This is a genomic window from Pseudescherichia sp., assembly GCF_031998825.1.
In the GTDB taxonomy this organism is placed as follows: domain Bacteria; phylum Pseudomonadota; class Gammaproteobacteria; order Enterobacterales; family Enterobacteriaceae; genus Pseudescherichia.
Genome location: NZ_DAMACX010000002.1, coordinates 68,224 through 85,966 on the forward strand (window position 1 = coordinate 68,224; position 17,743 = coordinate 85,966).

Here is a 17,743-nt window from a genome sequence, read left to right on the forward strand (position 1 = left end):
CGTCATTCATTCTATGTCGCGTATGGTACGGATTACGGCGACGAATGCCAGCACGTTTTACACTGGGAGCAACTTGGCCCGGTAGTGGACAAGGAATAATAAGGCTTCTGCTGCTTAGCCTATACATAATTCTGAAGCTAGACACGGACATTAGCTGAGGGCTGGCACATAATTTGTCCTGATTGAATCGTAAGTTGTCCCGGGGGCCTATTACCCGGGTAACGTTACATACCTACACTGGCCTCCGTTTAAAATAATGAGTCCGGGTAGTTTATGAGCACGAAAATTTTCCTTTATCCCGTTTTACTGGTCGCTTCACTGAACGCCGCCGCGTCTTCCACCTGGGTGGACAACCGCTACGCGCACATTACGGGAGCAGAAAAAAATCAGTACAAAATCGGCGGCGGTCATACCTTTGACAATGGCGCCACGATCCTTGCCGCCTGGCTGTATGACGCAGGCAAGAACTTCGATCAGTTTAAAAGCAGCTTTCAAGAGTACGAAGGCTGGTATCCCGTCAACCTCAGTCCTGACTGGACGTTGTCTCCGGGCCTGCTCAGTGACGTGGACCAGGCGGGAACGAAAATAGCGCCCTATGCCATGCTTGAATACCGCGTCTCCAGCGATTTAAGCGTGGCGGGGCGCTATCGCTATAACCACATGACGCACAAAGACGTGAATATAAATGGAGACATGGAATATAACGACTCCCACCTTCTTGACGTCTTTGTGAACTATCAGGCCACGGATAAATTATGGCTCCAGCTGAACCCAGAATTTTCTATTAATGCCGGTGACTTCAGGTCGCCTAACGGGAAAAGAACGCACTGGGAGCCGAATATCGCCGCGCATTATCAGCTAAACAAGCACTGGAGACCTTTTGCAGAGCTGGGCTGGCTGGACAGGGATGAGAATCATGATAACCAGGTCCGCGTGCGCATCGGGATACGCTATTTCCTGCCTTGATGACGTCGTACTCTGGTCGCCGTCTTAACCCGTCACGTTTTGCACATCGCACTTTATAACTGACCTGATTTCATCGCACCTTGTCCCAAAGGTCTCTCACCTCTCCAGGCACACCTACCTATACTGGCTGTCACTGAAGTCTGATGGCACTGCGGTGCCAGCCAATACCGAACAGGATTATTATGAAACTGACACAAGTACGAAACGCCACTCTTTTTATTGAGTATGCCGGCACCACTTTTCTCATCGATCCGATGCTTGCCGAAAAGGATGCCTGGGACGGCTTTGCCGGCACGGCACGTTCGCATATTCGTAACCCGATGACTGCATTACCGATCGCGTCAGAGGAACTAGTGAATGCTGATATCGTCATCGTGACTCATACTCATATGGACCACTGGGATGAGGCCGCGCAGAAACAAATTCCTTCGAACAAGCTGATCTATGCCCAGCACGAGGCTGATGCCGAACTGATCCGCTCCCAGGGGTTCACCAACGTTCGCGTGCTGCAGGATGACAACGTGTTTACGCACGGTCTGACCATCCATAAGGTCGAGGGCCAGCACGGCAGCAATGAAGCCTACGCGGTTCCGCACCTGGCTGAAGGTCTGGGCGACGCCTGTGGTCTGGTGTTTACGCATCATGATGAAAAAACGCTGTATATCGCCGGTGACACTGTCTGGGTGAAGCCGTATCTGAAAACCCTTCAGCGCTTCAAACCTGACGTGGTGGTTCTCAATACCGGCGACGCGCACATTGATGAGTATGGTCCGATTATTATGGGCGCCCGTGACACGCTGCGTACGCTTCAGGCTCTGCCTGAAACAACCGTCGTGGCCTCGCACATGGAAGCCATTAACCACTGTCTGCTGACCCGCCAGGAGCTGCGCGAGTACACGCAGCAGAACGGCATTGAAGAGAAGGTTCTTATCCCTGAAGATGGTGATACCCTGACTTTCTGATAATACTGAACCTGCCGGGGCCGCCCTATGTCCCGGCAGACTGACGCTGAGGACCGCCATGTCATCATTATCCGTCGCCGTGGTTGCCACACCCGGCGTTAGCCCTTTCCATTTCTCCATACCCTTCATGATTTTCGCTCAGGCCGTCGAGTCCGGGCTGTTCAGCGTCAGCGTTTGCGCCGACGCGCCCGGTCAGGTCCGTTCCGACATGGGCTTTACCATTAACGTCCCGCACGGCCTTGAGCCACTGCGCACCGCAGACATCATTGTCATCCCGTACTGGAGCCATCCTGAAGAAAAGCCCGATGAGAACCTGCTCGCCGAACTGAGGGACGCGTGGGTGCGCGGCGCCGAAGTCGTGGGATTGTGTCTGGGTGCCTACGTACTGGCCTACGCGGGGCTGCTTGATAACCGGCGGGCTGCGACCCACTGGGAGTTTGAGCAGGATTTCAGAATGCGTTTTCCCCTGGTGCATCTGGACAATAACGCCCTCTACACCACGGACGAGCGCCTCATCACCTCGGCCGGGACCGCGGCGGGCATCGACTGCTGTCTTAATATCGTGCGGGAACGCTACGGCAGCAGCGCTGCTAACCACGCTGCACGCAGAATGGTGGTCCCTCCCTACCGTGAGGGCGGCCAGGCGCAGTTTATCGAGCATCCGGTACCGACCAACACACGGGACAAGAAGATCAACGAGCTGCTCGACTATATCCGACGTAATCTCGAAAAGCCGCACGACCTGGACTCGCTGGCGGGATTCGTGAACATGAGCCGCAGAACGTTTACCCGCCATTTCCTGAAGGCGACAGGCGTGACCGTCGGCGAGTGGATCAACGCCCAGCGCCTGCAGCGAAGCCAGGAGCTGCTTGAGACAACCAATGCCAGCATCGAGAGCGTTTCCGAGCTGGCCGGCTTCCAGTCGCCGGTATCGTTTCGCCAGAGCTTCAAGACCCGTTTCAACATCAGCCCCAGTGAATGGCGTCGGGCCTTCCGCGGGCCTGAACCCCTTGCCTGATATCACGCGCCTGAATAAAGGAGGATGAAGACTGTTCATCCTCTTTTTTTATTTCACACTGCAACGCGTCTGCAGCCCGCTCAGGGCCAGCTCGCTGAGTTCCCGCGTCGGGGCGGCACAACCTTTTGCCAGAACATGTACCTGCATGCCCCTGCCTGTGAAGAGAGCGCTGTGTGCGTCACGCAGTGCTGCGTCATCCTTCCCGTCAGCCAGATATCGGTGACGCCTGCGCCGCGAAGCAACTCCTCCAGCCTTCTTTATAAGCCTGCCGGACAGCGACGACGATTTCCGCCGCGGCGTCTGCAGCGCCTTCGAGCGGATATGCGCCGCCCGGGGAATAATCATTCTGAACACCGATAGCGATCAGTGCATTTTTCATTGTGTCTTCTTTCAGAAGCAGCGATGAGAAAGGCCCGTTCAGTGCCGTCAGAAAGGACGGCACGAGGGGGATAAAGGAAGGCGTCACTCTCAGGCAGTGGCGGCCCGGCGACGCTGCCAGCTCAGCCAGAGCAGCGGCAGCGCCAGGACAATGACCCACGGCAGAAGCAGTTTGTTCATGCTCTGCCAGCCAATGCTGTTGAGCAACGATCCTGCCGCAACCGAGCACAGCAGAGTGAACACAAACACGCTCATGTCGTTAACGGCCTGCGCCACCCCTTTTTCTTTTCCACTGTAGGTTGTGGAAAGCAGGCTGGTTGCGCCGATGTAGAGGAAATTCCAGCCGGTGCCGACAAAAATCAGTGCGCCGGCAAAGAGCGTCCAGCTCGTTCCCGACAGGGCCAGGCAGACGTAGACGATCATCATTGCCACGCCGGCCAGCATCATTTTGACGGAGCCAAAGCGGGCCACCAGTCTGCCGGTGAAGAACGATGGCAGATACATTCCCAGCACATGCAGCTGGATGACTGAGGCGCTTTCCCCCAGCGAGTAGTCATGGTGCGTCATCGCGATAGGGGTGGCGGTCATGGCCAGCACCATGATCCCGTAGGCTGAGGCAGCCGAAAACAGCGCCACCAGATAAGCCGGCTGGGTGATGACCTGCGTCCAGCGCCTGGCGGGCGGTGTACCGAGGGTGGCAGTATGGGATTCCCCCGGGACCTTCAGTCCAAGCAGCAGCAGTACGCCAATCGCCGACATCACGCCCATCAGGACAAAAGAGCCGGCATACGGCGTTGAAAGCAGGTTGCTGCCGGTGCGGCCAAGCCAGGGGCCGGCAAACGCCGCTACCACGCCACCGGCAATCACCAGCGAAATGGCACGGGTGCGAAATTCCACTGACGCGACTTCACCGGCGGCAAAACGGTAAAACTGGGCAAAGGCCTGGTAAATGCCCATCAGCAGCATGGCCAGGCAAAGCAGCCAGAAAGAGTGCTGTATCATGGCGACCACAGCAACGGCGGCAGAGACGATGCCTGATGCCGCGCCCAGCAGAAAGCCTGCGCGACGGCCCATCCGGGTCATCAGAAAGGATGCAGGGAACATGATAAGGGCGGTGCCAAGGCTGCCCATTGCAACCGGTATGGTCGCCCATGAGGGATCGGGCGCGAGATATAATCCGGCCAGCCCGCCGATGGTCATCAGTAGTATGGTTACAGTCTGGAATACGGCCTGCGATCCCGCCAGGATCAGGACCTGTTTGTACATATTACGCATGTGATTACTCCGTTGAATGCAGGCTGAGGGTGAAGCACGTCCTGTCGGTGCCGGTGATGGCCGGTAACCTGAGGAACTCTCAGCGATAATGCTGATATGGTAAGAGTTGCAGCTTGACGGAGTGAGAAGGTACATGGTCATCTTGCGATGAAAGCGGGCCAATCGGCCCGGCATCATGGGGTGTATAACATGGGACAGGACTTATACGAGTAAAACCGCACAGTAAGCGTGCCGGTATAATAAGATGTCGCAGGTGAATCAGCTCTGTAAGGTATCGCGGTTTTTAGCGTCCTGTCCGGCATGCGACAGTGCTTCAGTATGCGACTGCGTCGGCTGTGTCGGCGCGCTGTCCTCTTCACCCATCGCTTTCTTAAAACCCCTGATTGATGCTCCGAGATCGGAGCCGAGAGAGCCCAGTTTTTTGGTGCCAAAAAGCAGCACCACAATGACGGCAATAATTGCCAGCTGCCAGATACTGATCCCGCCCATACGTGTTCCTCTGGTGATATAAACAAACCTCATTCAGGCGGCTGGCTGCAGCCGCCTGGCGTCATGTCCGGCACTAGCCTGCCGTAACCCTCAGACGGAAACTGTTTCACCGTCTTCCGGGATAAGCAGACGGTTGTCGAATCCCATCAGCCTGGAGTATTTACGCAAATCGGCGTGCGTGACGGTACAGTGGTTGACTGCTTCAAGATGGCTCGCGATCAGGGTGGCGTCAGGCATGGCTTCCGCCACCTCGTTTACGTCTTCAACGCCCATAATGATGCCATCCAGGTTGGTTGCGATGGCAAACCCGGCGTTCATCACGATCACGTCCGGCTTATAGGTTTTCAGCGTTTTTCTGACGTAGCTGTTCCAGCGGGTGTCACCGGTGAGGTACAGCGTTTCTTCGCCGGCATGACGGAAGACAATGCCACACACGTCACCCAGGCCTTCTCCGGCGACGGCCGTCGCTTCTTCCGTTCCGTGCCGCCCCGGTGTCCAGCTGAGCGATACGCCCTTGAAGGAAGACTCAGGTGTCAGCACCCGCACGTCCGTAAAGCCCTGCACCCGGATGCGCGCAGCATCGGCTTCGTGCTGGGCAAAGAGAGGCAGATGCCTGGGAACCAGCTTAACTGCCGCTTCGTCCCAGTGGTCACCCTGCGGATTGCCGTTATGCGTGTGGGTCACGATAACCGCGTCCACGTCAAGAATGGTGTTCATCGGTGTTTTTAGCGCCACGCGGGGGTTGCGAAGCTGGCTGTTTAATGTTCCCTCAAAACCCGGATAAGCTTCTTTTTCCGCCAGATAAGGGTCTATCAGGAACTTAACGCCGGCATAATTAACGATGAGCGTGGCATTACGCACCTGGGTGATTTTTATACGACCACGGCCGGAAGCTGCGGACACGTCGCCGGCGGTACCGGACGTCGCGGCTGTTAAGGCAGCCTGTGCTGCCGAGGTGAAGGGAATGGATGCCGCTGCGGCGGCCACTGCGCCGGTCACCGACAGCTGTATGAATTGTCTTCTGGATGTCATATCCGTTACCTCAGAGAGTATTACAGTACGGGAGCCCGTACCGGTTAACCGGCACGGGTCTGGAATATTTATCAGTTCCGCCCGGGAACGCTACGTGACAGTGTCAGCGCAGCAGACACGTAGGCTGTCAGCCCATGCGCGGGTATCTCCCGGTTCGGATCCTGAAAGAGTAGGGGAAAACAACGAACGACACCCTTTGCTGTGGGTCATTAAGCGATGCCTTCGGGTCAACTGTATGTGTTTATGAAGTGAAGGGGGCTTTCATCTTTGACTATGAACGCACCTGGAGGCAGCGACTCGCTGATGGCTTAGATGGGCAAGCTCAGAAAAGCAGAGCAGGGCACGCTGTACTTTTCCGCGCAGGAGAGCCAGCAGACCTGGCAGAGGAAGTGCGAAATGCTTTCATCGCGCTATACCACCCGGCAGTCAGATCAGCTGAGAGTGCGGGCTAATTGATCAGAATCTTGGGGCATTTCTGGGGCAAAAACAAGAAATGGGACAGGTTTTGGGGCAGAAAAAAGGTAGTTATAAGTAACTTAGTGTAGTAAGTACAGGGGTGTAAGTAATTGAATGCAAAGCATTTCACTTAATTAACATAAGCTTAGAAAGAGCAGTGCGGTTTGTTCAGGTTGTACTGCTCTTTCTTGTTAACGTCTTGATGCTCTTGCATGGTGTGCTGTCTCGGTTGACCGGGTCGTCATTCATTCTATGTCGCGTATGGTACGGATTACGGCGACGAATGCCAGCACGTTTTAACGTAACAGCACCTTACCAATCAGATAGGTTACTGCCTGCCCGCCGATATGGACCCGATCGCCCACAAGCTGGCAACGTAGGTCTCCTCCGCGCGCTGAACTTTGATGCGCCAGCATTTCGGTCTTATTCAGTTTTTCCGCCCAGTAAGGAATGAGCATGCTATGGGCAGAGCCGGTAACAGGGTCTTCCGCGACGGCTTCTCCCGGGCAGAAGAATCGGCTGACAAAATCGTACTCTCCTTCGCCCGGCGCGGTGATACAGACCATTTTTCCGAGAGGCAGCATGGCGTTGATGTCAGGACGTACCGCTTCAACCTGACGTTGATTCTCCAGGACAACAAGGTAGTCACGCGCCACGCGCACCTCTTTGCACTCCGTAATCCCCAACGTCTCCAGCAGTAAAGGCAGTGGCATAACCGGCTCTGTTTGCCAGGCAGGAAAATCAAGCGTCAGCCAGTCGTTACTGCGTGTCACCGTCAGAGGACCCACAAAGCGGGTAGCAAAATGGATAGTCGTCCCAGGGTAGTTAAGATGTTCAAAAATGATGTGTGCTGCGGCAAGGGTAGCATGGCCACACAAATTTATTTCCCCTTGGGTGGTAAACCAGCGCAACTCAAAGCCATTATCATGGGTAACAAAGAATGCAGTTTCTGACTGATTATGCTGTTTCGCCATATTCAGTAATGTCTCATCGGGCAACCATTCCGTAAGGGGACATACTGCGGCGGCGTTACCCGCAAACGTGGTGGTGGCAAAGGCATCTACCATATAAAAATCAATTTCTTGCATCACGAAACCTCGCATCGCTTTCGGGGAAACCACACTATAACATCCCTCGGCCATACGCTGCGAATAAAACGACGCAATATAATTAGCAAACGTAATTAAAACCCTTCCAGGTTGCGATGAGTCTTAAATTCACGCCACATTCACTATAAATGAAAAAAACCTCTGGGGCATATTTGATAATAATAAAAGCGTTGTTTTGATAAACAGCATTGAGAACCGAAAAATATAAATTTAACTTTATAGCTTAATATTATAAGAGGTAAGTATATGAGTACGACAACTTCTGGAACAGTAGGTCTGAAAGCTAATTTTCAAGCAGTAGGTGATGGACGTGCAGATGACACCCAGAAAGTTAGCAATTTTTTTGAACATCTTGCTACTAATGGCGGGACTGGGATCATAGAGCCGGGAACCTATTTGACCAGTGCTTATTCCAGAAATGGAGGTAATCGTCCATTTACTGTCATAGGTGGAGGGTCTAACGTATCGATTCTGAAAAATAAATCAGCAGGTAATTTTTTAACATGGACAAATTGCAACAACATCCATATAAAAGGTTTAGAGCTTGATTGTACTTATACAACATTTCCCCCCACAGGCAGTAATTATAAACATGGCTTTAAATTTTCATCCTGTCAAAATTGCTCAGTCGAAAACTCGTCTGTCTATGACTTCGTAGGCACAGGTTTTATGGCTATGCCAGAAAACACGTCTTCACGACGACCTCTCAACATAACATTTAAAAATTGTGTTGCTCAGGCCACCAAGGCTTTTACAGACTGGTTAGCGGCCAACACAACAGAATTAAAAAGAAAAAAAGAGTGTATCGGTATGATGCTTGTTGACAGTGATTATAGTACCATACAAGATTGCACCGCTACAGATATGTCTCTATTTGGGATTGAGCTTAAGAACAACGCGCAATGGAATAAAGTACTGCACAATAAGGCTGTGACCTGTGTCTATGGCTTTGGTATGGGGCAGCAAACTACTGGGGATATTGGTTGCGAACATAATATTGTTGAAGGTTTTCAGGCTAGAAAATGTTATATGGGTGGCATTTTAGGTAAGGCTAAATATAATCTTATGTCTGACTTTAATGTCGATTTTACCGGCATGACCGCAGCAAATGTGCAAAATGCGTTTCGGTTTCAGTTAAACTCGCGTTTCAACTCGCTGGATAATATCTTAATAAGCGGCATGCCTGCAGGAAAAACCGCTATTCTGTATGAGACTGGGGCTAACAATAACGTCAGTACAATATCGTTTTGTGAGAACAATACAACCAACAACAACATTCTGGTTGCTTCATATGTTCATACATCTTCATCTGCTGCTGACACGATAAATAATTATACCTTGCTGTATCGCTCCAATACACCAAGGAATAAACTAAAGGTATCAGGCAATGCAGTGAGCAATAATAAGAGTCGGTATCTTTGGGATAATAGTAATATCGTAGTTTGAGATATGTCTACTTAATTCCCAATGGCAATTTTTTTCGATGAAATTTACTTTGGCCGGGAAGGTGACATCACCTTTCCGGCATAACCTATTTAAGTAAAAATGCGTAGCTATATAGCCGTTTACCCTCGCAAATTCTGCGCGTAAAATTTTAATGCCCTGGCATAACGCTGAATACCCGGCGTCGGCGGATGGTTTGACATCAGCTCAAGCATTAACGTCATCGCGCGATCGTGTTCACCAAGGTTATGCAGGCACAGAGCATAAAAGGGTATCGCTTCGCTGGCGTCAGGATAGTCTCTGATAATCTCTTCGAACCCCTGTTTTGCTAACTTGTACTTCCCCAGGCAGCGCAAAGTACAGGCGAGGCCAAGCTGTGCTTCAAACCTATTGTCGCCCGCCAGCCCTTCGTTTAGCGCAGCCTGATAATACTCAGCGGCGCGCTCTTCCAGCCCCTCATTGTCATATGACCAGGCGATATTGAGCAGCGCTTCCGCTTTTAACGTCTGGATCGCAGCGAGCGCCCTCAGCAGTTCCCGACTCTCTTCATACTGGCCTGCCGTGCGTAGAGCAATTGCTCTTTGCAGGTTAACTTCCATACCTGTCAGCCTTTACGATAAGAAATTTCATTCATAAGAACACATAGTTACTTGTGCTTACCACTGCAAACGCCGTTTAGCGAGGCCAATCGCTTTTTCTGGCTAAAAATCGACCTACTCTGGCGTCTCTATTAATAACGCGATGCGGAGGTGATATGGGATTGGCATTCAGAAATCCAATGCATGACGAGTTCGGCACGTGGCCAGTGGCCTACATACCCTACGGCGGAGCTGATTTCGGGGAGATCCTCGCCGTCGGTCAGGCGGTAGGCGACGGGGATGACAGCGATTTTTATAACGCCTGGACGGCTGCCGGGGAGCGGCTGGCGGAAGAGGCGATGCAGTGTCAGCGCCGCAAATTGCGCAACAGCGCCCGAGAGCTGTTCCTGCGCGCCAGCGCCTTCTATGCCACCTCGTATCGCCCGCTTTATGGGCCGCAGCGTGACCCGCGCCTGCTCGAGGCGTTTAACCGACAAAGGGATCTCTTTAACGCCGGACTGGCGCTGTCTAACTTTCCCCTTGAGCCGATGCGCGTTCCCTTTGAGGGGACATCGATGCCCGCCTGGCTGATTCCCGCGATTGGGATGGAACAGGAGGTGCGGCCGCTCATTATTCTGAACAACGGCTACGATGCTACCGCCACGGATCTCTACTTTTTCTCGGCCGTGGCCGCCTCGCGCCGGGGCTACCACTGCCTTATTTTCGACGGACCAGGGCAGGGCGAGATGCTGTTTGAGCAGAACCTGCCCCTGCGGCCCGACTGGGAAACGGTCATCACGGCGGTGATTAACTTTGCGTACCATCTTCCCAACGTTACCCCCAATCGCATTGCGATTTTCGGCGAAAGCCTGGGCGGTTATCTCGCGCCAAGAGCAGCCTCTGTAGAGCATCGACTTGCCGCCTGCATAGCCGATCCAGGGCTGTGGAGCATCGTCGGACAGTTTCGTGATTTTGTCGTCACTCTTGGTGCCGCGCCTGATGCGGTAGCTAACCTCAGCGATCTTGATGCGCAGACGCTGGCGCGCCTTACCCAGGCGATTGCTGACGATCCGGTTCTGAAATGGAAAATTATGCAGCGTGGTTTCTGGACGCATGGAGTCGATAACGTTGGCGATTATTTACGCTCTGCGGAGCAGTTCACTATGGATGGGCACGCCGGGGCAATCGCCTGCCCAACGCTGCTGACTCAGGCCGAGAACGATCCGCTGGCGCGCGGTGCGCAGGATTTCTTTAATCAACTGGCGTGTCCGAAGACGCTTTTACACTTTAGTGCGGCAGAGGGCGCGGGAAGCCACTGTGAAATGCGGAATCGTTCGCTGCTTAATCGTCGGGTTCTGGACTGGCTGGATGGCGTACTGTTTCACCTGTAGCCATGCCTGTAGCACTGAAGGCGAACGCCGGGCGGCGGCCACCGCCCGGCATTAGACTACACTGTCACTAAACTTTCCTGTAGCTGCTCAAGATGGTGATCGTAGCGTTGCAGGAACAACATCTTACAATCATCGTCCATATTGCCTGTGATAGCCTCCGTACAGAGATGTCTACCTTGCGAACGCATCTGAGCGAAGCTGAAAGCAAGAAATTCAAAATCCTGAGAAGATACTACACACTTTTCACTCACTAACTGCATGACTTCCTCCTCTATAGTTGAACAAAAGCTCAAAGGAAATATGCATATTTGACTTAAGTATGGATCAAAAATTGCGGGTGGGTAAGATATTAAAAACGATTGCTGTAACCTATCAATGCAGCAGGGGGAGCGCTTAGCGCTCCCCCGTTGATCGACGGCTTACAGCGACTGCAGGAAGGTTAGCAGGTCGTTATTGAGCCGATCCTGGTGCGTGACGGCAAAGCCGTGCGGCGCGTTGTCATACACTTTCAGCTCCGCGCCGCGGATGGTTTCCGCTGCGACTTTACCGGTGGTTTCGAACGGCACTACCTGGTCGTTGCTGCCGTGGATCACCAGCGTCGGCACATCCACTTTCGCCACGTCCGGGCGGAAATCGGTCTCGGCAAAAGCGGTCACGCAGTCGATGGTCCCTTTCAGCGAGGCGAGCAGGGCGATGTTCAGCGTCTGCGTCAGCACGCCCTCAGAGACATTCTGACCCGCGTTGGTGCCGTAGAACGGCGTAGAGAAATCGCTGATAAACTGCGCGCGATCTTTACGTAACCCGTCGCGAATACCCTCAAACACGCTCTGATCGACACCCTGCGGGTAGTCTGCAGCTTTGCCGAAGATGGGCGTCACCGCGCCCAGCAGCACCAGCGCTTTTACGCGTTCGCTGCCGTAACGGCCAATGTAGCGCGTTACGTCGCCGCCGCCCATCGAGAAACCGACCAGGGTCACATCACGCAGATCGAGCGTGGTGATAAGGTCGTTGATGTCAGAGGCGAAGGTATCGTAGTTGTAGCCTTCCCACGGCTGATCCGAGCGGCCAAAGCCGCGGCGATCGAAGGCGATAACGCGATAGCCGCGCTCGGCCAGGAAGTTCAGCTGGCTGTCCCACATGTCGGCATCCAGCGGCCAGCCGTGGCTGAACAGTACCGGCTTGCCTGAACCCCAGTCTTTGTAATAAATCTGCGTGCCATCCTGCGTTTTGATTGTGCTCATACCTGATCCTCAATAGTGATAACGGGTTATGGGTTGTGTCTTTATCTGATGGGCGCTACCAGGTAGCGAACCTCGGGAAGTTCACCACCGCGATGAAAAGCATAGACTTTGCTTTGAATCAGCAGATCGTTCGCCGTATGGCGCTCCTGCTGACGCAGATGCTCAATCCAGGTGCCAATGACAAACGTCTCGAGAAAAATGCCTGGTCGCTGAATATCCTCATATACCGACCAGCTCAGCGCGCCGCCGCGCTGGCGGACCCGGCGCATCTCCTGAACAGAGATGACAAAGTCGTAAACATCTTCGGCCTCTATCTGGTACTCGTAGATCACCATGATCGGGCCGCGCTCGTGCGAAACATCCAGCGTGCGAGCGAGGTTATCAACTTCGCGCAGATCCAGGTTGAGATCGGGATTCTCATCCAGCCGCCAGCGGAGCACGGTCAGGCATGCCAGCACCATGCCCACCGTTGCCACGCAAAGCGAAACGGGGATGGTGAAGTGCGACGCCAGCTGCCCCCAGATGGCGCTGCCCAGCGTCATGGAGCCGAAAAATACCGTGAGATAGACCGCCAGCGCTCGCGCCTTAACCCATTTTGCCGCGCTGCGCTGCGCGCCCATATTGAGCGTCGAGAGCACCGCTATCCAGGCGAAGCCGGTGATGAACAGAAACGCGTTCAGCAGCCAGAAGTGGCGGATAAAGGCCAGGGCCAGCATCGCGGCGGCATAAAAGAGGCTGGTCAGCACCATCAGGCGGTCCGGATTAAGCCGTTTGCGCAGGCCCGGCAGCAGGACCGCGCCAAAAATCGCCCCGATGCCAATGCAGGCCAGCATAATACCGTAGCCGCCGGGGCCGAGCCCTAGCTCGCGTCGCGCCACCAGCGGCAGTAGCGCCCAGGCGGCGCTGCCGAAGACAAAAAAGGCCACGGTGCGCACCAGCACGTTGCGAAGCACCGGCGCGGCATGCACGTAGCGTAATCCTGCCCGCACGGCCGGGAAGAAGTGCTCCGGCGGCAGGCGCTGAATAGTAGGCTCTGCTTTCCAGCGATAGAGCACCCACGCAACGCCCAGCACCGACAGCGCATTGAGCAAGAAGACCACCCACGGACCGGCAAACGACAGCACCAGCCCGCCCAGCGCCGGGCCAATCGCGCGGCTGATATTGATGCCGAGCGAGTTCAGAGCGATAGCCGGAGCCAGCTCACTTTTCTCCACCAGATCCGGCACGATGGCCTGAAAAGGCGGCGAGCTCATCGCCGCGCCCGCGCTCAACAAAAAGGCGGCGATAAGCAGCACCGTCGGGGTCACGTAACCGGCCAGCGACAGCAGGGTCAGGCCCGCCGCGGCGATAAAGACCCATACCTGGGAGAAGAGCAGGTACTTACGCCGGTCGACGATATCCGCCATCACCCCCGAGGGCAGGGCGAAGAGAAACATCGGCAGGCTACTTGCCGCCTGCACCAGTGCGACAGAAAGCGGATCCGCGCTCAGCGTCAGCATAGTCCAGTTCACGCCGACATCATTCATCCATGAACCGATGTTGGAGACCACCGTCGCGATCCACAGCATGCGGAACACGCGGTTGCGCAGCGGTTGCCAGGACGATGCCCCGGTCGGCTGCGCTGCCGCAGAGGCCGCCTGCGCCGTTGCCGCGTGGATCTCATTTACCTGCGCCATAGCGGAACTCCTGTGCACGGTTTGCGTGAGGCCGCCAGTTACCCGGCCCGGTTATCGCCAGCGTGGTGAACACGATCAGCAGCAGCCAGCCAAACTGGCCCTCTGCCATGCTCCAGCCGGGATGAACTACCAGCATCGCTACCAGCAGCACGCCGATAATCGGCAGGCAGGCCAGGCGGCTACTTACGCCTAAGATGATAAAGAGCGGGCAAACCACTTCGGCGAAAATAGCCGGTAAGAGGCTGGCCCACGGGCCCAGTCCAAACGGATCCTCGATCCGCGTCAGCTCTTCACTGAAGTGCATCACCTTCGGCAAGCCGTGCACGTAGAGCAGCAGCAGACTACCGGTGAGGCGCAGGAAGAACAGCCCCGCATCAATACGGGGCGAAAAAGCCGATGCGCTTTTCATGGGCATCAGAAGGCGAAGCAGCTGCAGCCGAGCGCGCCCCAGAAGGCGTTATCGTCTGAAACCGGAACCGAGGAGCGGCGGGCCACGTCATGCTGGTGGCTGTGTACGCCGCATGGGCCGCTGCAGTGGTGCACGGCAGGCATCAGGCCCACGCGGTTTTGCTGCGGCGGGGCGCTGCGGTAGTGGCCTGGCACGTTGACCACCGGCGACCACTCCGGCATCACGGGAATCGACGGTGGTGCCTCCGAGGTAAAGGCCCCTGCGGCGTAGACAATGTTGCCATCCACGACGGTCAGCACGGATTCGATACCTTTGATCTCCTCTTCCGGCACGCGGAAGTAGTCTTTGCTGAGCACAGCAAGATCCGCCAGCTGGCCCACTTTGATCTGACCTTTTTTACCCTGCTCGCTGGAGAACCAGGCGCTGCCCTGGGTCCAGAGCATCAGGGCGGTGTCGCGATCGAGGCGCGCGTTGACGTCATACATCTGCATGCCGCCCACGGTGCGGCCAGAGACCAGCCAGTAGAGCGCGGTCCACGGGTTGTAGCTGGCGACGCGGGTGGCGTCGGTACCCAGACCTACCGGCACGCCGGTTTCCAGCATCTTCGCAACCGGCGGGGTGTGACGCACCGCCTCCATGCCATACCGCTCGGCGAAATATTCACCCTGGAAAGCCATACGGTGCTGCACCGCAATACCGCCGCCCAGCGCTTTGATACGGTCGATATTGTGCTGGGTGACCGTTTCGGCATGGTCAAAGAACCAGTGCAGGCCGTTGAAGGGGATCTCGCGGTCGACCCTCTCAAAGACGTCCAGCATGCGGCTGATGGATTCGTTGTAGGTCGCATGCAGGCGGAACGGCCAGCGGTGCTCAACCAGATGGCGTACCACGCGCTCCAGCTCGTCTTCCATCCCCGGGGCGAGGTCCGGGCGCGGTTCGAGGAAATCTTCGAAGTCGGCGGCGGAGAAGACCAGCATCTCGCCTGCGCCGTTGTGGCGGAAGAAGTCGCTGCCCTGGCCCGGCGTCAGCATATCGGTCCACTTCTCAAAATCTTCCAGCTCATGGCCGGGACGCTGGGTGAACAGGTTATAGGCGATGCGGATCGTCATCTGCTCTTTGGCGTGCAGCTCGGCGATCACCTCATAATCTTCCGGGTAGTTCTGGAAGCCGCCGCCGGCGTCGATGGCGCTGGTCAGGCCCAGGCGGTTCAGCTCACGCATAAACTGGCGGGTAGAGTTGACCTGCTGCTCCAGCGGCAGCTTAGGCCCTTTCGCCAGCGTGGCGTAGAGGATCATGGCGTTCGGGCGGGCAATCAGCATCCCGGTCGGGTTGCCGTTGCTGTCGCGCTGGATCTCGCCGCCCGGCGGGTTCGGGGTATCTTTGGTATAGCCCACCACCTTCAGCGCGGCGCGGTTGAGCAGGGCGCGGTCATAGAGGTGAAGAATAAATACCGGCGTATCCGGCGCGGCCTCGTTGATCTCATCCAGCGTAGGCATCCGACGTTCGGCAAACTGAAACTCCGACCAGCCGCCGACCACCCGTACCCACTGTGGAGAGGGGGTACGCAGCGCTTGCTCTTTGAGCATACGCAGCGCGTCCGCCAGCGACGGCACGCCTTCCCAGCGCAGCTCGAGGTTGTAGTTCAGACCGCCGCGGATCAGGTGCAGGTGAGAGTCGTTCAGGCCTGGGATCGCGGTGCTGCCTTTCAGGTCGATGACGCGGGTGCCTTCCGCCTGGTGCTGCATCACCTCTGCCGCCGTGCCGACCTCCAGAAACTTGCCGTCGCGGATAGCCACCGCATCGGCGACCGGGTTTTCCCTGTCCACCGTATGAAATTTACCGTTGAGTAAAATGAGTTCTGCCTTGCCGAGCGAGACCATTGGGTTCTCCTGCTGAAGCGTCCGAAACGTGATGCGCCGGACTATAAAAGTGGTGGGATTATCTTCAGCAGGGGGATCGGGCGTCTAGTTATACGAAGGTATACCTATACGAACGTATAGTTATACACAGAGATAATAGTTATGCCGGTTCAGGGGTTCTACTATCCGTGTCGATAACAATCAGTTTCAAGAACAAGCTGTTTCAACTTAAACGACAATGGGAACTCACATGACCAACTCTAAGCTTGAAGTACTGACTCCGGAAAATTGCCAGATTATCTTTATCGATCAGCAGCCGCAGATGGCGTTCGGCGTGCAGTCTATCGACCGTCAGGTACTGAAGAACAACGTGGTTGGCCTGGCAAAAGCGGCTAAAGTCTTCAACATTCCTACCACGATCACCACCGTTGAAACCGAAAGCTTCTCTGGCAATACCTTCCCGGAGCTGCTGGACGTCTTCCCGGAGAACGACATTCTTGAGCGTACCTCCATGAACTCCTGGGACGACCAGAAAGTGCGTGACGCGCTGGCGAAAAACGGCAAGAAGAAAGTGGTGGTATCGGGTCTGTGGACTGAAGTGTGCAACAACACCTTCGCGCTGTGCGCCATGCTGGAAGGGGGATACGAAATTTATATGGTGGCTGACGCCTCCGGCGGCACCTCCAAAGAGGCGCACGACTACGCCATGCAGCGCATGATCCAGGCGGGCGTGATCCCGGTGACCTGGCAGCAGGTTCTGCTGGAGTGGCAGCGCGACTGGGCGCACAAAGAGACCTACAACGCGGTGATGGATATCGTGAAAGAGCACTCCGGCGCCTACGGGATGGGCGTTGATTACGCTTACACCATGGTGCACAAAGCACCGGCCCGCGCGAAGGGCACGCATCGCACCCTGGCACCGGTTCCGGCCAACAAATAACGCCGATGCGGGCCGGAGGTGTGTTCCGGCCCGTTTTTATATTTCCATGACGGGAGCTGCTATGAATGCAGAGTTTATTTCCCTTGGCGCAGGTGTGCTGATTGGTCTGGTTTACGCCTTGCTGAAGGTACGCTCGCCTGCACCGCCCGCCATCGCGCTGGTCGGTCTGCTGGGCATGCTGGCAGGCGAGCAGCTTGTCAACGTCTTTACCTGGGCAGGCTAAATATGTTGAAATCATACGTTGTTTCGCTGGCGACCGGCCTTCTGGCTGGCGTCATCTATGGCGCATTACAGGTTCACTCGCCTGCACCACCGGTCATCGCCCTGCTGGGGCTGTTCGGGATGCTGGTGGGGGAACAGCTTATTCCGGTATGCCGACGTCTACTACGCCGTCAGCCGGTCACCCTGGCATGGTTTCGTCATGAATGCGTGCCCAAAATCAGCGGCACACCTCCCCCCGAAGGCAAAAACCTACCGTAGGGAGCGCCACTCACCTTCGCGTGAGCTTAGTCAGAGGATCA

General features: G+C 55.5%; 20 protein-coding genes and 1 pseudogene. 9 read left to right on the top strand and 12 right to left on the bottom strand.

The genetic code is table 11. The features are described from left to right. Positions 1-13: 13 nt before the first annotated feature. Positions 14-113: pseudogene (locus RTP97_RS01440) on the bottom strand (site-specific integrase); the annotation flags it as partial. Between the two features lie 160 nt (positions 114-273). On the opposite strand from RTP97_RS01440, the gene RTP97_RS01445 reads away from it, so the two are divergent. The 3 genes from RTP97_RS01445 to RTP97_RS01455 all read left to right on the top strand — a co-directional run bounded on the left by RTP97_RS01445 (position 274) and on the right by RTP97_RS01455 (position 2,946). Next, positions 274-966 carry an oligogalacturonate-specific porin KdgM family protein gene (locus RTP97_RS01445; protein WP_312410202.1) on the top strand — a complete coding sequence of 231 codons (693 nt, stop codon included), beginning with the start codon at positions 274-276 and terminating at the stop codon, positions 964-966. 182 nt (positions 967-1,148) lie between these two features. Further along, positions 1,149-1,928 (top strand): MBL fold metallo-hydrolase, encoded by a 780-nt coding sequence (locus RTP97_RS01450; RefSeq protein ID WP_312410204.1) that lies wholly within the window; start codon positions 1,149-1,151, stop codon positions 1,926-1,928. 58 nt (positions 1,929-1,986) lie between these two features. After that, positions 1,987-2,946, top strand: coding sequence for a helix-turn-helix domain-containing protein (locus tag RTP97_RS01455; protein WP_312410206.1), 960 nt, complete (start codon positions 1,987-1,989; stop codon positions 2,944-2,946). Positions 2,947-3,151: 205 nt separating this feature from the next. On the opposite strand, the gene RTP97_RS01460 is transcribed toward RTP97_RS01455, so the two are convergent. The 4 genes from RTP97_RS01460 to RTP97_RS01475 form a co-directional block, all read right to left on the bottom strand. After that, on the bottom strand, positions 3,152-3,325 hold the full coding sequence (locus tag RTP97_RS01460; RefSeq protein WP_312410208.1) for a hypothetical protein: 174 nt from the start codon (positions 3,323-3,325) through the stop codon (positions 3,152-3,154). 89 nt (positions 3,326-3,414) lie between these two features. Continuing rightward, complete coding sequence (locus RTP97_RS01465) at positions 3,415-4,599, bottom strand: MFS transporter (RefSeq protein ID WP_312410210.1); 1,185 nt, start codon at positions 4,597-4,599, stop codon at positions 3,415-3,417. A gap of 258 nt (positions 4,600-4,857) precedes the next feature. Further along, positions 4,858-5,088, bottom strand: coding sequence for a twin-arginine translocase TatA/TatE family subunit (gene tatA, locus RTP97_RS01470; protein ID WP_312410213.1), 231 nt, complete (start codon positions 5,086-5,088; stop codon positions 4,858-4,860). A gap of 90 nt (positions 5,089-5,178) precedes the next feature. Further along, on the bottom strand, positions 5,179-5,964 hold the full coding sequence (locus tag RTP97_RS01475; RefSeq protein ID WP_312410400.1) for an MBL fold metallo-hydrolase: 786 nt from the start codon (positions 5,962-5,964) through the stop codon (positions 5,179-5,181). A gap of 468 nt (positions 5,965-6,432) precedes the next feature. Between RTP97_RS01475 and RTP97_RS01480 the strand changes: the two genes are divergently transcribed. Beyond that, positions 6,433-6,576 carry a DUF4113 domain-containing protein gene (locus RTP97_RS01480; RefSeq protein ID WP_312410215.1) on the top strand — a complete coding sequence of 48 codons (144 nt, stop codon included), beginning with the start codon at positions 6,433-6,435 and terminating at the stop codon, positions 6,574-6,576. Positions 6,577-6,872: 296 nt separating this feature from the next. Here RTP97_RS01480 and RTP97_RS01485 read toward each other — a convergent pair whose 3' ends face one another. Beyond that, positions 6,873-7,664 carry a PhzF family phenazine biosynthesis protein gene (locus RTP97_RS01485; RefSeq protein WP_312410217.1) on the bottom strand — a complete coding sequence of 264 codons (792 nt, stop codon included), beginning with the start codon at positions 7,662-7,664 and terminating at the stop codon, positions 6,873-6,875. A 267-nt stretch (positions 7,665-7,931) separates the two neighbouring features. On the opposite strand from RTP97_RS01485, the gene RTP97_RS01490 reads away from it, so the two are divergent. Next, entirely contained in the window at positions 7,932-9,131 is a 1,200-nt protein-coding gene (locus tag RTP97_RS01490; RefSeq protein WP_312410219.1) for a right-handed parallel beta-helix repeat-containing protein, read from the top strand. Between the two features lie 119 nt (positions 9,132-9,250). Here RTP97_RS01490 and RTP97_RS01495 read toward each other — a convergent pair whose 3' ends face one another. Next, on the bottom strand, positions 9,251-9,727 hold the full coding sequence (locus RTP97_RS01495) for a tetratricopeptide repeat protein (RefSeq protein WP_312410222.1): 477 nt from the start codon (positions 9,725-9,727) through the stop codon (positions 9,251-9,253). A 155-nt stretch (positions 9,728-9,882) separates the two neighbouring features. Between RTP97_RS01495 and RTP97_RS01500 the strand changes: the two genes are divergently transcribed. After that, positions 9,883-11,097 carry an alpha/beta fold hydrolase gene (locus tag RTP97_RS01500; protein WP_312410224.1) on the top strand — a complete coding sequence of 405 codons (1,215 nt, stop codon included), beginning with the start codon at positions 9,883-9,885 and terminating at the stop codon, positions 11,095-11,097. Between the two features lie 56 nt (positions 11,098-11,153). Here RTP97_RS01500 and RTP97_RS01505 read toward each other — a convergent pair whose 3' ends face one another. The 5 genes from RTP97_RS01505 to RTP97_RS01525 all read right to left on the bottom strand — a co-directional run bounded on the left by RTP97_RS01505 (position 11,154) and on the right by RTP97_RS01525 (position 16,303). Continuing rightward, positions 11,154-11,357 carry a glycogen synthesis protein GlgS gene (locus RTP97_RS01505; RefSeq protein WP_312410226.1) on the bottom strand — a complete coding sequence of 68 codons (204 nt, stop codon included), beginning with the start codon at positions 11,355-11,357 and terminating at the stop codon, positions 11,154-11,156. A 159-nt stretch (positions 11,358-11,516) separates the two neighbouring features. Continuing rightward, positions 11,517-12,338, bottom strand: a complete 822-nt coding sequence (locus tag RTP97_RS01510) for an alpha/beta hydrolase (protein WP_312410227.1) — start codon at positions 12,336-12,338, stop codon at positions 11,517-11,519. Between the two features lie 41 nt (positions 12,339-12,379). Then, a complete protein-coding gene (locus RTP97_RS01515) occupies positions 12,380-14,014 on the bottom strand; it encodes an MFS transporter (RefSeq protein ID WP_312410229.1) in 1,635 nt (544 codons plus the stop codon). Beyond that, positions 13,998-14,423: a DoxX family protein gene (locus tag RTP97_RS01520; RefSeq protein WP_312410232.1), complete on the bottom strand. Its 426-nt coding sequence runs from the start codon at positions 14,421-14,423 to the stop codon at positions 13,998-14,000. Before RTP97_RS01520 ends, RTP97_RS01515 begins: the two co-directional genes overlap by 17 nt. Positions 14,424-14,428: 5 nt before the next feature. Then, positions 14,429-16,303, bottom strand: a complete 1,875-nt coding sequence (locus RTP97_RS01525) for an amidohydrolase (protein ID WP_312410234.1) — start codon at positions 16,301-16,303, stop codon at positions 14,429-14,431. A 229-nt stretch (positions 16,304-16,532) separates the two neighbouring features. Between RTP97_RS01525 and RTP97_RS01530 the strand changes: the two genes are divergently transcribed. From RTP97_RS01530 to RTP97_RS01540, 3 genes are all read left to right on the top strand, one after another. Next, positions 16,533-17,222, top strand: a complete 690-nt coding sequence (locus RTP97_RS01530) for a hydrolase (protein ID WP_312410236.1) — start codon at positions 16,533-16,535, stop codon at positions 17,220-17,222. 61 nt (positions 17,223-17,283) lie between these two features. Next, positions 17,284-17,445: a DUF1427 family protein gene (locus RTP97_RS01535; RefSeq protein ID WP_312209630.1), complete on the top strand. Its 162-nt coding sequence runs from the start codon at positions 17,284-17,286 to the stop codon at positions 17,443-17,445. Between the two features lie 2 nt (positions 17,446-17,447). Continuing rightward, complete coding sequence (locus tag RTP97_RS01540; RefSeq protein ID WP_312209631.1) at positions 17,448-17,702, top strand: XapX domain-containing protein; 255 nt, start codon at positions 17,448-17,450, stop codon at positions 17,700-17,702. Positions 17,703-17,743 lie beyond the last annotated feature (41 nt).